13 protein-coding genes are annotated in these 14,649 nt (G+C 67.3%); 5 read left to right on the forward strand and 8 right to left on the reverse strand.

Translation table 11 applies throughout. The features are described from left to right. The first annotated feature begins 2 nt into the window (after positions 1–2). Positions 3–971, forward strand: a complete 969-nt coding sequence (locus WS54_RS01680) for an ABC transporter permease (protein ID WP_059784888.1) — start codon at positions 3–5, stop codon at positions 969–971. 14 nt (positions 972–985) lie between these two features. After that, positions 986–1,807: a quaternary amine ABC transporter ATP-binding protein gene (locus WS54_RS01685; RefSeq protein WP_052100149.1), complete on the forward strand. Its 822-nt coding sequence runs from the start codon at positions 986–988 to the stop codon at positions 1,805–1,807. Positions 1,808–1,966: 159 nt separating this feature from the next. On the opposite strand, the gene WS54_RS01690 is transcribed toward WS54_RS01685, so the two are convergent. From WS54_RS01690 to WS54_RS01715, 6 genes are all read right to left on the reverse strand, one after another. After that, positions 1,967–2,554: a class I SAM-dependent methyltransferase gene (locus tag WS54_RS01690; protein ID WP_059784884.1), complete on the reverse strand. Its 588-nt coding sequence runs from the start codon at positions 2,552–2,554 to the stop codon at positions 1,967–1,969. Positions 2,555–2,658: 104 nt separating this feature from the next. After that, positions 2,659–4,326 carry a GMC family oxidoreductase gene (locus WS54_RS01695; RefSeq protein WP_059784881.1) on the reverse strand — a complete coding sequence of 556 codons (1,668 nt, stop codon included), beginning with the start codon at positions 4,324–4,326 and terminating at the stop codon, positions 2,659–2,661. Between the two features lie 16 nt (positions 4,327–4,342). Continuing rightward, the gene (locus WS54_RS01700) at positions 4,343–5,560 is read right to left on the reverse strand and encodes a mandelate racemase/muconate lactonizing enzyme family protein (protein WP_059784876.1); all 1,218 of its coding nucleotides are present in this window, start codon (positions 5,558–5,560) and stop codon (positions 4,343–4,345) included. Continuing rightward, on the reverse strand, positions 5,557–6,879 hold the full coding sequence (locus tag WS54_RS01705; protein ID WP_236872741.1) for an MFS transporter: 1,323 nt from the start codon (positions 6,877–6,879) through the stop codon (positions 5,557–5,559). The genes WS54_RS01700 and WS54_RS01705 overlap by 4 nt, the downstream gene beginning before the upstream one ends. A 108-nt stretch (positions 6,880–6,987) precedes the next feature. Next, positions 6,988–8,412, reverse strand: a complete 1,425-nt coding sequence (aldA, locus tag WS54_RS01710) for an aldehyde dehydrogenase (protein ID WP_059784872.1) — start codon at positions 8,410–8,412, stop codon at positions 6,988–6,990. Between the two features lie 359 nt (positions 8,413–8,771). Beyond that, positions 8,772–9,710 carry a LysR substrate-binding domain-containing protein gene (locus WS54_RS01715; RefSeq protein ID WP_059784870.1) on the reverse strand — a complete coding sequence of 313 codons (939 nt, stop codon included), beginning with the start codon at positions 9,708–9,710 and terminating at the stop codon, positions 8,772–8,774. Between the two features lie 220 nt (positions 9,711–9,930). Between WS54_RS01715 and WS54_RS01720 the strand changes: the two genes are divergently transcribed. Beyond that, positions 9,931–10,836 (forward strand): LysR substrate-binding domain-containing protein, encoded by a 906-nt coding sequence (locus tag WS54_RS01720; protein WP_059784868.1) that lies wholly within the window; start codon positions 9,931–9,933, stop codon positions 10,834–10,836. A gap of 453 nt (positions 10,837–11,289) precedes the next feature. Here WS54_RS01720 and WS54_RS01725 read toward each other — a convergent pair whose 3' ends face one another. Next, positions 11,290–12,048: a hypothetical protein gene (locus WS54_RS01725; protein WP_059784865.1), complete on the reverse strand. Its 759-nt coding sequence runs from the start codon at positions 12,046–12,048 to the stop codon at positions 11,290–11,292. Between the two features lie 412 nt (positions 12,049–12,460). Here WS54_RS01725 and WS54_RS01730 point away from each other — a divergent pair, with 412 nt between their 5' ends. Both WS54_RS01730 and WS54_RS01735 read left to right on the forward strand, forming a co-directional pair. After that, positions 12,461–12,718 (forward strand): type II toxin-antitoxin system ParD family antitoxin, encoded by a 258-nt coding sequence (locus WS54_RS01730; RefSeq protein WP_059784862.1) that lies wholly within the window; start codon positions 12,461–12,463, stop codon positions 12,716–12,718. Beyond that, a complete protein-coding gene (locus tag WS54_RS01735) occupies positions 12,715–13,014 on the forward strand; it encodes a type II toxin-antitoxin system RelE/ParE family toxin (RefSeq protein ID WP_059784859.1) in 300 nt (99 codons plus the stop codon). Before WS54_RS01730 ends, WS54_RS01735 begins: the two co-directional genes overlap by 4 nt. 129 nt (positions 13,015–13,143) lie before the next feature. On the opposite strand, the gene WS54_RS01740 is transcribed toward WS54_RS01735, so the two are convergent. Further along, on the reverse strand, positions 13,144–14,517 hold the full coding sequence (locus WS54_RS01740) for an MFS transporter (protein ID WP_059784856.1): 1,374 nt from the start codon (positions 14,515–14,517) through the stop codon (positions 13,144–13,146). Between the last annotated feature and the right edge of the window lie 132 nt (positions 14,518–14,649).

A 14,649-nucleotide genomic window follows, 5' to 3' on the forward strand; every position in this document is an offset into this window, starting at 1 on the left:
ACATGGACGGTTTCTTTCTGCACCTGTCGATCGCCGACTGGGTCAACGGCGCGCTCGAGACGTTCGTCGCGCAATACGGCGACGGCTTCCATCGTTTCAGCGCGCTGGTCCTGCGCTACCTGCTCGTGCCGCTCGAAGGCGCGCTGCGCGCGGCGCCGCCGTGGCTCGTGCTGCTGGTCGTCGGTGCGATCGCGTGGAACGCGACGCGCCGCATCGGGCTCGGCGCGCTCTTCATGCTGCTGCTCTATGCGATCGGCTGCTTCGGCCTGTGGGACAAGCTGATGCAGACGCTCGCGCTGATGCTCGTCGCGACGGTGCTGTCGGTCGCGGTCGGCGTGCCGCTCGGCATTCTCGCGTCGCGCAGCGCCTGGCTGCGCAGGATGCTGTTGCCGGTGCTCGACGTGATGCAGACGCTGCCGAGCTTCGTGTACCTGATTCCGGTGCTGATGCTGTTCGGGCTCGGCAAGGTGCCCGCGATCCTCGCGACGATCATCTACGCGCTGCCGCCGCTGATTCGCCTGACCGATCTCGGCATCCGCCAGGTCGATCCGGACGTGACGGAAGCCGCGCGCGCGTTCGGCACCACGCGCTGGCAACTGCTCGTCAACGTGCAGTTGCCGCTGGCGCGGCCGAGCATCATGGCCGGCATCAACCAGACGACGATGATGGCGCTGTCGATGGTCGTGATCGCATCGATGATCGGCTCGCGCGGGCTCGGCGAGGACGTGCTCGCGGGCATCCAGACGCTCGACGTCGGCAAGGGCACGCAGGCCGGCCTCGCGATCGTGATTCTCGCGATCGTGATCGACCGGATCAGCCAGGGCTTCGGCCAGGAGCGTCGCGCCCGGCGGCGGCTCGCGCAGCAGCGCCGGCAGCGGGGCGCGTCGCGGGTGCCGTACCGGGTGCCGGGCAAGGCGGCATCGTCGGCGGGCGTCGATTCGAATCAGGCGACGCAATCGTCGCGCGCATAGGAACGGAGGCGATCATGGCGACCATCGACGTCAAACACGTGTACAAGCTGTTCGGGCCGCAGGCCGCGCATGCGCGCGTGCTCGACCTGCTGCGGGCTGGCAAGCGCAAGGCCGACGTGCTGGCCGAAACGGGCTGCAACGTCGGGCTCAACGACGTGAGCCTCGGCATCGCGTCGGGCGAGATCTTCGTGATCATGGGGCTGTCGGGTTCCGGGAAGTCGACGCTCGTGCGGCATTTCAACCGGCTGATCGAGCCGACCGCCGGCGAGATCGTGATCGACGGCCGCGACGTGATCAAGCTCGACGCGCACGGGCTGCGCGAGCTGCGCCGCTACAAGGTCAGCATGGTGTTCCAGAACTTCGGGCTGCTGCCGCACCAGACGGTGCTCGACAACGCCGCGTATGCGCTGCGCACGCGCGGCGAGAAGCGGCACGACGCGGCCGACGCGGCGCGCAACTGGCTGACGAAGGTCGGGCTCGACGGTTACGGCGACCATTATCCGGACGAGCTGTCGGGCGGCATGCGGCAGCGCGTCGGGCTGGCACGCGCGCTGGCGGCCGACACCGACGTGCTGCTGATGGACGAGGCGTTTTCCGCGCTCGATCCGCTGATTCGCACCGAGATGCAGGATCAGTTGCTCGAACTGCAGGCGACGCTCGCGAAGACCATCGTGTTCATCACGCACGATCTCGACGAGGCGCTGCGCATCGGCGACCGGATCGCGATCCTGCGCGACGGCACGCTCGTGCAGGTCGGGACGCCGGACGACATCCTGTCGCGGCCGGCGGACGATTATGTGAGACGGTTCGTGGAGAAGCGCACGAGCGTGGCTTGAGCGGTCCGATCGCTGCGTGAACGAAAGACGGCGCATCGCGATGAGCGGTGCGCCGTTTTTTACAGGGTTCCGCCGACCGGATTCGTGCGACGAGCGAGCGTTTCCGATCGGTTGCCGATGCAGCGGACGCGTCGGCACCTGCCTTCACGCCACGCCCGCCTACTTGCTGCCGAGCACACAGGCAAGCGGATGCGACGCCGTGCCGTTGCGCTGCACGGCGACGGACCCGAAGCCCGCGTCGCTCATCAGCCGCGCGAGCTTGTCGGGCCGATAGGCATCGTAGGGTGCGCGGTCGAGGTCGCGGACGGTGATCGCGACGATCCCGCCGCGCCGGACGATGCGCCGCAACTCGCGCAGACCGTGTGCGGGCGCGGGCCAGAAGTAGATGCAGTTGATCGAGAACGCCTTGTCGAACGCGTCGTCCGGGAACGGCAGCGCGTCGACGGAGCCGAGCGCGAGGTTCACGCGTCCTTGTTCGATGGGTACGCGGTTCAAGCGTTTCGCGGCGGCCAGCATGGTCAGCGAGTGATCGACGCCGGCGACGTGGCAGGACGGCGCCGCTTCGGTCGCGAGCCGGATCGCGTCGCCGGGGCCGAACCCGACTTCGAGTACCCGGTCGCTGTCGCCGATCGCCAGCAGCGACAGGGTCCACACGTTGTCCAGCCGGTTGTGCCGGCGCATGATGCGGCCGACGATGCGCCCGGCGAGGCCGCGCGGCCGGCCGGGTTGCCCGAGATGAGTCGCCATGATGTGCTCTCCTTTCCGGCCCGGGCGAGCAAGCGGCGTGCCGCCGGCAGGGCCGCGGCGGCGGCCGGGGAGAGCGGGGAGTCGCGCGGGCCCCGTTCGCGGGATCAGGGCGCGACGGTTTCCCGTTCGCCCTCGCGCGCACCGGTCGTCTCGCCGGGCCGCGCGTCGGCCAGAATCAGGTCGGCCCCTTTCTCCGCGACCATCATCGTCGGCGCGTTGATGTTGCCCGACGTGATGTTCGGAAACACCGACGCATCGACGATCCGCAGCGCCTGCAGCCCGTGCACGCGCAGCGACGCATCGACGACGGACGTCGCCGCGTCGGGACCCATCGTGCACGAGCCGCACAGGTGGTAGATCGAACCCGACTGCTCGCGGAAGTATTGCAGCATCGCTTCGTCGGAATCGACTTGCGGGCCCGGCGAAATTTCCTCGACGGTCATCGATTTCAACGCCGGCGCGCGCATCAGCGCACGGATCAGCTTGCTGCCCTGCACGGCTTCGTCGAGATCCTTCTGCGTGGTCAGCGCGTTGATGTGGATCCTCGCGGCATCCTCCGCGCGGTTCGACGCGATCTCGATCGTGCCGCGGCTCGTCGGCCGGCACGGGTTGAACGCGATCAGGAAACCCGAATACGGCTCGGGCTTGATGCTCGCGCGCTCGCTCTTCGGGATCCGGTACGACAGCGGGTTGAAGTAGAGCTGCAGGTTCGGTTCGTGCGCGTCGTCCGACCCGCGGAAGAAGCCGCCGGCCTGGTTCACGCTCATCGCGAGCGGGCCGCGCTTCGTCAGCAGGTAGCGCAGCCCGATCTTCATCTTGCCGAGCAGCGTGCCCATCTCGTCGTTCAGCGTCGGCCGGTTCGCCTTGAAGTAGAAGCTCACGCACAGGTGATCCTGCAGGTTGCGGCCGACGGCCGGCAGCGCATGCACGAGCGGCACGCGCCGGCGCGCGAGCAGCGCCGGATCGCCGACGCCCGACAGTTGCAGCAGCTTCGGCGTATCGACCGCGCCGGCGGCGAGAATCACCTCGCGTGCGGCGACGAGTGTTTCGTCGCCGTGCGCGCCGGCGACGACCACGCCGGTCGCACGCGTGCCGTCGAACGTCACGCGCCGCACGAGCACGCCGGCACGCAGCGTGAGGTTCGCACGACCCAGCGCGGGCCGCAGGTACGCGAAGCTGCTCGAACAGCGTTCGCCGTGCTTCGTGTTCAGGTCGTAGATGCCCGCGCCTTCGAACTGCGCGCCGTTGAAATCGTCGGTGCGCGGCAGGTTCAGTTGCCCGCAGCCCTTCAGGAACTCGTGGACGATCGGATGCACGTCGGCCTTCATCGACGTGACGTGGATCGGCCCGGTCGCGCCGTGATGCTGCGGATCGGTCGTGCCGGCCGCGTGGGTTTCGAGCTTGCGGAAGTACGGCAGCACGTCGTCGTACGCCCAGCCCGGATTGCCGGCCTTCGCCCAGTCGTCGTAGTCGCTGCGCTGGCCGCGCACGTAGACCATCGCGTTGATCGAGCCCGATCCGCCGACCACCTTGCCGCGCGGGCAGTACAGCTTGCGGTCGGCGAGCTGCGCTTCGGGCTCGCTGTAGTACATCCAGTTGTAGCGGCGGTTGTAGTAGGTCTTCGTGAAGCCGACCGGTACCTTGAACCAGAACGACGCGTCGCGCTTGCCCGCTTCGAGCAGCAGCACCGAGTGCCGGCCCGATTCGCTCAGGCGATTCGCGAGGATGCAGCCGGCCGAGCCCGCGCCGACGATGATGTAGTCGTAGGTCATGTCGCTTCCTCTGCGCTCAGCCCTTCGCCGGGGCGAGGTCCTTCACGTCGGCGGGCTTCTCCGCCATCTGCAGGTGCAGTCGCTCGCCCGTGTACGGCGTGTGGCGCTTCACGACGTCCATGTTCAGTTCGATGCCGAGGCCCGGCTCGTTCGACGGAACGATGTAGCCGTCTTCCCAGCGGATCGGCGTCTTCACGACTTCCGAATGGAAACCGCCCCACGTCATGATGCTTTCCTGGATCAGGAAGTTCGGCGTGCAGGTCGCGAGCTGGATGCTGGCGGCAGCGCCCACCGGCCCGTTGTACAGGTGCGGCGCGATCTGCGCGTAGTGCACTTCCGCGAGCGTCGCGATCTTCTTCGCTTCGAGCAGGCCGCCCACGCGCGCGACGTTCAGTTGCAGGATCGATGCGCCGCCCGCCTGCAGCAGCTTGTGGAATTCGTACTTGGTCGTCAGGCGCTCGCCGGTCGCGATCGGAATCGACGTGTGCTTCGCGACTTCGGCGATCGCTTCTTCCTGCCCGGGCGGCACCGGCTCCTCGAACCACAGCGGGTCGTACTTTTCGAGCCGCTTCGCGAGCCGGATCGCCGACGACGGCACCATCTGCCCGTGCGTGCCGAACAACAGGTCGGCCTTGCTGCCGACGGCTTCGCGTACGCGGCGGCAGAACAGTTCGCAGCGGTCGAGGACTTCGAGCGACAACTGGTGGCCGGAATAGGCGGTGTACGGGCCGGCCGGATCGAACTTGACGGCCGTGAAGCCGAGCTTCACGTTCTCGGCGGCGCATTCGGCGGCCAGGTCGGGATCGTCGTAGTCGTATTCGCCGCGCGCGTTCTTCGGATACAGATACGTGTACGAGCGCAGCCGCTCGTGGATCCTGCCGCCGAGCAGTTCGTACACGGGCTTGCCGGCCGCCTTGCCGACGATGTCCCAGCACGCCATTTCGAGGCCGCTGACCACGCCCATCATCGTCAGGTCCGGCCGCTGCGTGAAGCCGCTCGAATACGCCTGGCGGAACAGCCGCTCGACGTGGTGCGGGTCGTGATTCAGCAGGTAGCGGTCGAACACGTCGTCGATGATCGGGCCCATCGCCTTCGGGTGGAACGTCGCCGAATAGATCTCGCCGACGCCTTCGATGCCGTCGTCGGTCTTCAGTTTGACGAAGATCCAGTACATCCCGCCGATGTGCGGCGGCGGCACGGCGACGATATGGGTTTCGAGCGAAACGATCTTCATGCGGACTCCTGGATACGGTTGAGGCGGGTTTTGAGGAACGCGGCGGCGCCCGCTCCGCAGAGCGCCACGGCCGCGATATAGCCGAAATAGAGCTGGTAGCCGTGCGCGCCCGGCCAGGTCTGCGTCACGTAGCCGTTGATCAGCGGCACGAACACGTCGGGCGAATAGCCGAGCACCGAGATCAGGCCGATCGCGAGGCCCGCGCAGTGCGTCGGCACCTTGCAGTCGTCGAGCAGCGACCAGTACAGGCCGCGGATTGCGTAAGTGAGGATGCCGATGAACAGCACGAGCACGACGAGCATCGCCTGCGGGCTGTGCGCGGGCGCCGCGATCAGGCCGACCAGCGACAGCGCGGCGAGCACGAGCGCCCAGAACAGCACGGACACTTTCGACACGCGGTCGCCGAGGAAGCCGCCGCCGATGCCGCCGACGGGGCGCATCCACAGCTTGAGCGTCGTGATGAAGCCGGCCGCCGTCGCGCTGAGCCCGAAATTGCCTTCGTGCAGGTACGCCGAGAAGCTGTAGGTCGCCCAGAACACCTGGTAGCCGCAGAACACGATCGCGGCGACGAGCCACAGTTCGGGAATCGCCGCGAGCGTTTTCAGGTCGCTCAGGACGTTGCCCCTGGCGCGCTTGATGGCGGCCGCACGGTCGTCGGTGCGCGCCGGATCCTTCACCAGCGCGAGCACCACGCCGAGCCCGATGCAGCAGAACGCGTACAGATGCACCACGAGCTTGAAGCCGGCCGCATCGGTACCGCCGTGCGTGTGCGTCACGTAGGCGAACAGCGTGATCGCGATCGTCGCGAGCAGCGCCTCGACGAGCCCGCGGCCGCCGTCGAGCAACCCGAAGAAGCGGCCCTGTTCGTCGCGGCCCGCGATCATGTTCACGCGCTTGATCACGGCCGCCCAGAACGTGAGGCCGGTCGTCAGCCCCCAGCCGGCGAAGATCGCCACGAGCGTATTGAACGACGGCCCGGTCGCGTAGATCAGCCCGAGCGCGCCCGTCGCGAGCAGCGAGAAGCAGATCAGCCAGCGCGGCGACAGGCGGTCGGCGAGCCAGCCGCTCGGCAGGTAGCTGACGAGAAAGATCGTGCCGAGCGACGAGTACAGGTAGCCGAGCTGCACGTCGTCGATCCGGAAGAACTGCAGCATCGTCGGCTGGTACACCTGCCGCAGATACAGCATCGGATAGATCGCGCCCGCGGCAATCACGAGCAGCAGCAGTTGCAGGTAGCGTTGCGAGCGCGAATGCGGCGACGCGTGGGCGTCGTCGTGCAACGCGAGCGACGCGGCGGGCGTCGACGGTTGGGTCGGCATGATGTCTTCCTCCATCAGACTTCCGTGGCTCGGAGGTCCGCAGATTTGTTTTGTGTCGGATCGGATCGGGGGGGCGCGCGCCGGCGACGGTGCGCCGGCGCGGCGGCGTCAATACTTCATGACGACGAGGCGCGTTTGCGTGAATTCGAGCATGCCGTGCTTGCCGTCGTCGCCGCCGAGGCCCGAGCGCTTCCAGCCGGCGTGGAAGCCCTGATACGGATCGGCCGGCGTGCGGTTCACGTACAGCTCGCCCGCCTCGATTGCGTTCGCGACGGTCATCGCGGTGCGGTAGCGCTCGGTGTAGAGCACCGACGACAGGCCGAACTGGTGATCGTTCGCGAAGCCGATGGCCTCGTCGAGCGTCGTGTAGCGCAGCACCGGCATGACCGGGCCGAAGGTTTCCTCCTGCACGATCTCCATGTCCTGGCGGCAGTTCGTCAGCAGCGTGGCCGGGTAGAAGAAACCGGGGCCGTCGGGGATCGTGCCGCCGGTTTCGAGCGTCGCACCCGCCGCGACCGCGCGTTCGACCATTCCGTGGATGTGCGCGCGCGCGGCGGCACTGACGAGCGGGCCCATTCGCGTGGCGTCTTGCGCGCGGTCGCCGCTGCGCACGGCGGCCATCTTGTCCTTCAGCAACGCGACGAAGCGGTCGTGCACGCTGTCGTGCACGTACACGCGTTCGATCGCCGTGCACAGCTGGCCGCAATGCGTCGTCTTCGATGCGACGAGCGCGGCGGCCGCGCGTTCGAGATCGGCGTCGGGCTCGATGATCGCGGGCGTCTTGCCGCCGAGCTCGAGCGACGGCTTCGCGATGTTCGCCTTGCAGTAGTCGAGCACCTTGCGGCCCGCGTTCACGCTGCCGGTCAGCGTGATCATCCCGACCGCCGGATGCGTGCACAGCGCTTCGGCCGTCGCATGGTCCATCGTCAGGATGTTGACGACGCCCGGCGGGAAGCCGGCCTCGTCGACGGCCTTCGCGATCTCGAACGCCGACACCGGCGTGTGATTGCTCGGCCGCACGACCACGGTGTTGCCGGCGATCAGCGCGGGCGCGACCTTGCGCAGCAGCGTGTACACGGGATAGTTGAACGGGATCAGGCACGCGACGACGCCGATCGGTTCGCGCTGCAGGAACAGGTTCTCGTCGGGCGTATCGCTCGGAATGATCTCGCCCTCGATCCGGCGCGCCCACTCGGCGTGGTAACGCGTGATCTGCCCGGCGTAGACGGCTTCGTTCGATGCGTCCTCGACGCTCTTGCCGGATTCCTGCGCGAGCGCCGCGCCGATCTGGGGCGCGCGCGCGGTCAGCGCGTCGGCGAAGCGGTGCAGGTATGCGGCGCGCTCGGCGCTCGGCAGCGTGCGCCACGCCTTTTGCGCGGCGGCGGCAGCGTCGACGGCGGCGAGCGCGTCGGCCGGCGTCGCGGCCGGCACGCGCGCGAACGGCGCTTCGGTGGCGGGGTTGCTGACGACGATGAACGTGTCGCTTTCCGGGGCGACGAAACGGCCGTTCACGTAGTTGCGTTCGGTGCGCATGAAGTGACTCCTCCGATGGATGCCGGCGGATCGCTTCGGGTGGCGACACGCGCGGCACGGGACGGAGTCATTCTCTTCATGCGTTTATCGCACGACAAACGACTTATTTTTGCGTCGACCATGAGAAAAACGCACGTTACTCGGCGAATCGGCCGGAATCGCCCGTCAGGCAAGGCGATGACGGCTGGCGGGGTGCGTGGCGCAGGTGCGGGCCTTCGGGTATTTTCCGACTGGTCCGAGTGCGGACGGACGCGCGAGCGGGTAAGGTGTCGCCCGCGGACACGTCCGCATCCGCATCTGCATCTGCATCCGCAGGCGGCGGGCGGCGGGCGGACCGCCGCCCGCGGGCCGGGCAGATCTCAGGCCAACGGCACTTGCGGCAGCGGCGACGACGGTTCGAGGTGGCGCTTCGCGAGCCACACTTCCTGCTGCAGCCAGTCGCGGAACTGCACGATGTGCGGCAGGTTCGTCTGCTCGGGTCGCGTGACGAACCAGTACGACTGGTGGCCGTCGACGTGCACGTTGAGCACCTGCATCAACTGCCCGGTCGCGAGTTCGCGCGCGACCATGTGACGGTCGGCGATGGTGATCCCGAGGCCGTCGATCGCCGCGCGGATCGCATGGTCGAGCAGGTCGAATTCGTAGCCGCCGCGCGTGTCGACGTCGGCGATGCCGGCGGCCTTCAGCCAGTGCTGCCAGGTCAGGTAGCGCTGGTCGTCGGTCGCGAGCACGTGCAGCAGCGTGAAGCGGTTCAGGTCGATCGGCGCGCCGTCCTGCCGCAGCCGCGCATACAGCGCGGGCGCACAGACGGCGATATGCTGCTCCTGCATCAGCAGCGCGTTGTCGAAGCCGTCCCATTCGCCGTCGCCGAACCGGATCGCGCAGTCGAGCACGCGGGATTCGCCGAGGCTGTCGTGGATGCGCGTCGTGAGGCTGAGCTCGAACTCGGGATGCGCGTCGCGCAGCCGGCCGAGGCGCGGCATCAGCCAGCGCGCGGCGAAGGTGGGCGGCACGTTCGCGCGCAGACGGTTCAGGTGGGTTTTTTCCTGCAGGCCGCGCACCGTCAACTCGATCTTGTCGAACGATTGCTGCAGCGCGCGCAGCAGCACGCGGCCGGCCGCCGTCAGTTCGAGCTGGTGATGGCGGCGCTCGAGCAGGGTTTCGCCGAGTTGGCCTTCGAGCTGGCGGACCTGCCGGCTCACCGCGCTCTGCGTCACGTTGAGCAGTTCGGCCGCGCGCGTGAAGCTGCCGGTGCGGCCGGCCATCTCGAAGGCTTTCAGCGCATTCAGCGCCGGCATCTTGCGTCTCACGGGGCAATGTCGTGTTTGGTGCGGGATGCTTATTGTAGGCGGGAGGCCGGCGCGGCGGGGCGATGAATGACGGAGTGAAAGGCGCCGGGCCTCGGGGTTTTCACGGCATGACGGCCGGCGCGCTTTTCTGCGATAAAGCTGCCCGCGGAATGGCCGGCGGCGCCGGCCGGCAACCATACGAACGATACGAACGAAGGGGACACACATCATGCGACGCCTGCCATCGTTGATCGCGCTGCGATTTTTCGAGGAGACCGCGCGTCATCTGAGCTTCAATCGCGCGGCGGTGTCGCTGTGCGTGACGCAAGGCGCGGTGAGCCGGCAGATCCGGCTGCTCGAGGAAGCGCTTGGCGCCCGCCTGTTCGAGCGCGATCACAAGGGCGTGCGCCTGACCGACGCCGGCCGGCGGTTGCTGCCGTTCATCGGGCAGGCGTTCGACACGATCGAGCGCGGCGTCGGCGAAATCGCCGCGACGCGGCCGGGCGCGAAGCGGCGCCTGACGATATCGCTGCCGCCGACGTTCGCTACGCAGTGGTTCTCGCCGCGGCTCGGCACGCTCGCGGAGGCGCTGCCCGACGTCGAGCTGTCGATCCGCACCGAGCCGGCCGACGATTGCGATTGCCATGTCCGCTTCGGGCGTGCGGCGCGGCCGGGTATGCATTCGGAGCTGCTGATGATGGAGCGGCATGCGCTGGTCGGCGCGCCGCGCTACCGAGGCGACACGCTCGATGCGCTGCTCGGCCGGCTGCCGTCGTTGCACGTGCTGCACGAGGGCCGGCGCCTGACGCTGTGGGCCGACTGGTGCGAGCAGGCCGGCATCGCGCCCGAACGAATCGGCGACGGCATCGAGTTCTCGACGCTCGAACAGGCGATCCGTGCGGCGCGCAAGGGCGCGGGGCTTGCCGTGGTCGACCTCACGATGATCGAGGAGGAGATCGCCGAAGGCAGCCTCGTGCGGCTGTCGCCGGTGCAGCCGATCGGGCCGTTCGGCTATTGGCTCGATATCGCGCCGGAGAGCGTCGCGGTCGAGCCGGTGATCGCGTTTGCCGCGTGGCTGCGGGAGCAGGCGGCGAGGAAGGGGGAGGGGACGACGTCGCCGTTGAGACGCTGCTGACGGGCGGGGATGAAAGGATGGTCCCGTCTGAGCCCGACACGCGTTCGTCCCCGCTTCGCTATCCGTCAACGACTGTCACGGCGCCGGCTATCGGTCGCCGGGTCATTGATCGGGATCGTGGCCGAAATGGAGGAGCGTTTCCCCGCCGTCCGACGGCCCTTGCTTCCTCTTCCGAAATGATCGGGAGCTGACTCTTCGCATGATCCATGCGTCCAACGTCGAATACCTTTCGTTGCGACCGTGATGCGGGCCCGTTGGCCGGTCGCGCGCCATATCCGGCGGCGAAATCGCGCATGATGCGCGCCAGGCCGTGTTGGAGCGCATTCGCGACGGACGTATCGATGAACTGCCTGGCTTCCGCTCGACGAATGGCGCGATGTTCGCTTGTCGAGCGGCCGCGCTTCACCGCAGCGCGCGTCATCCGGAATCCGATGATGGAACCGTGCTTTACCGTCATTCGTCAATCTCCTTTTCAATCAGGTAGTCGCGCAACGGCAGCAGAGACGCCCGGCGCGGATCGACGTCGAATGTCATCCACCGATGGGATCCGGCCGCACGCCAGAAGTCGCGCCCGGACCTCGTCGCGTAGAGCGCACGCAGCGATCGCAGGCTTCCATCGGCCAATCCGATCGGGTATCCGCGGAAATACTGGAACAGCGCTGCTTCGTCGTCGTGCTCGCCGGGAATGGGCGCATCGAATCCGAATCTCGGCCACGCGTAGTACCCGTGGAGCCGTGGTCCGCCGGGTTGGGGTGCCGTCTTTCGGCCGCCCACCGCGAGTGCGACTATTCTGGCGATCCCCAACGTATCGCATGCTCGGGCGATTCTCCACAGCATGGCCGCGCCGAGTCCGGCGACTGCGCTATCGGAAAGATCGATGATTCCGAGTTCAAGTACGGACGCATCCGTGTTTTTGACGACGGATATCCGGTTTTCGGATCGAATCAACCTTGGATGAGTGGCGGCGAAGGTCAGCCTGCCTGAACTATCGAGATAAGCCTGAACATCCGAATCGGCCGGTGCGCCACACAGCGACACGAGCAGTTCGTCGCCAACTTCCTGTTCCACACCGAGCAACGCAGGAATGTCCAGATCGTTTCGCTCGATCGTCAGCCGATCGTCGAAGTACGTCGCTTCGTACGGGAGAACGTGGCTGAGATCGACGTGACGGGCAGGCATGATTGCGCGCGAGAAACGGAAAGCACGCAGCATATCGTCGCGCGGCCGGCGCGCCGAGTCTGCCGAATGGCTGGGTCGCACGACGGTTGGCCAGCCTGCCCGCATTGCCGGTCGAGCGTTGGCAGCGCCTCCCGGCCGACCGACGAGGCGCCCGATTGCGCGTTGCGCTTGCCGGCAGGTCCGCCCCCCGGGGCGAATATGCCATCAGGCCAGGTTGTGGCGTGACGGTCTCGTCGAGCATGATCGGCGTTCGGAGAGCGAGATCGGGAGGGGCTTACGCGCAGTGCCGTTGCGTATCGCGCAAACGTACCGATACGCGTACCGCACCATCCGCCCGGTCGCTGAGCGGCGTCGACACCTCATCAGTCAGGAGTTCTGTTCTTGATAATAGTTGATAATCCGGCTAACCTGCCTGCATCGGAATTCATGCCGTCTGGAGGGCAACATGATCAGTGCCGACCTGGGCCCGCAACTGGAAAGCTACGTCGCGAAGCTGGTCGATTCCGGCCGTTACGGATCCAAAAGCGAAGTGCTTCGGGAAGGCGTGCGCTTGATTCAGGATCGCGAAGCGCAACTGAGCGCACTCGATGCCGTGATCGCCCGCAGCCTTGCCGATGCGGACGCGGGACGCGGAGCAGACCTGGCGGACGTGTTCGATCGTCTGGAAGCGAAGTATCGGGCGCAGGCGGATCGTCAGGCGTGATCGTGCGCCTGTCCGGTTTTGCGATAACCGAACTCGAGCTGATCGCCGATTACATCGCACGCGACAATCCGCAACGTGCGATCACGTTCGTGCGGGAGCTTCGCGAAAAATGCCTGAGCCTCGCCGAGATGCCGTTCGCGTTCCCGCTGGTGCCGCGCTTCGAAGCCCACGGCGTGCGGCATCGCGGATACGGCAATTTTCAGATCTTCTATCGGGTCAAAGGCGATCCCCCCGTGCAGATCGACGTGCTTCACGTACTGCACGGCGCGCGGGACTGCACGAGCATTCTGTTCTGAGCCGAGCGGCGAGTTCCGGCTTTTTCGTCAGCGGCAAAGTACGCGTTACAAACGAAGGACCCGGCCATGGCCGGGTTCCTTCGTTGCGAGCGCGATGCCGCGCCTCCTGCCGTCGGCACCGCACTCGCCTCAATGCCCCGCCGCCTCCTCCAGCGTCAGATGCTTGGTCTCCGGCGCCCACGCGATCGACACGAGCATCCCGACCAGCAGCACGCCGGCCAGCGCGAACATCGTCGCGTGAAAGCCGAGCGTCGCGATGCCGACCGGCAGCAGGAACGTGCCGATCGCCGAACCGAGCCGGCTGCACGCGATCGCGAGGCCCACGCCGCTCGCACGCACCTCGGTCGGGAAGCATTCGGGCGGGAACACGCCGACGAGATTGCTGAACGCCGACATCGTCAGCGTGAAGATCGCGAACGCGACGATCATCGCGACGGCCGCCGACGACGGCAGCACCGCCAGCGCGACGAGCGACGCGCACGTCACCGCGAACGAACCGATCAGGAAGCCGCGCCGCGACAACCGGATCGTGAGCCAGATTCCGATCAGCGCGCCGAGCACGAGGAAGCCGTTCAGCAGGAGGTCGGCGCCGAAACCTTCGGCGAGACCGATCGTCTTCAGGATCGTCGGCAGGAACGTGTAGATCGCGAAATACGGAATCACGAGACACACGAAGAACGCGCAGTTGAAGACGGTGCGGCGAATCAGGTCCGACCGGAACAGTCGCGCGAAGCCGCCGTGCGCATGCGGCTCGGCCGAACCGTCGAGCATCACGTGCGGCCCGAAATGCTTCGCGACGATCGCGCGCGCCTCCTGCACGCGACCCTTGCCGAGCAGCCAGCGCGGCGATTCGGGCGTGCCGATGCGCAGCACCAGCACGATCAGCGCGGGCAGCGCGGCCGATGCGAGCAGCCAGCGCCATGCATTGGGCGCGGCGTCGCTGTACGCGAGGCCGAGCACGTTCGCGGCGACATAGCCGATCGTCCAGATCACGCTGAACGAACCGAGCAACGCGCCGCGATGCTTGCGCGGCGAAAATTCGGCGAGGATCGCGTGGCCGACCGTGAAGTCGCCGCCCATCCCGAAGCCGATCAGCACGCGCAGCACGCATAGTTCGAGCGGCGAGCTCACGAAGAACTGCGCGAACGCAGCCGCGGTGATGATCACGAAGCTCGTCAGGAAGATCTTCTGCCGGCCCATCCGGTCGGACAGCCAACCGAACACGAGGCTGCCGAAGAAGATGCCGATCAGCGCGGAGCTGCCGATCATCCCCATCCAGAACGCGTCGATCGGCATCTGCTTGCCGAGCGCGGCGAGCGCATAGCCGATCGTGCCGAGCGTGTAGCCCTCGGTGAAATGCGCGCCGAACGTCAGGCCGGCGATCTTCACGTGGAAGCGGTTGAGCGGCACGTCGTCGAGCGCGACGGGGCGGTGCGGCACATCGGCGCCGCGCGACAGCGGCAGCGCGCGTGCGGTGCCGGATTGAACGTTGGCTTGATTCAAGCAGCCTCCTGGATTGTTATGTGTGTCGTCGTCGCAAGCGGTGCGCGACGAACCGACGTCGTCGCGCGACCATGCGACGCGCCGCCCGGCGGACGGCGCGCGGCGCGAGCCGTCCGCCGGGCGGCGGCCGGG

The organism is Burkholderia sp. NRF60-BP8, from assembly GCF_001522585.2.
GTDB lineage: Bacteria > Pseudomonadota > Gammaproteobacteria > Burkholderiales > Burkholderiaceae > Burkholderia.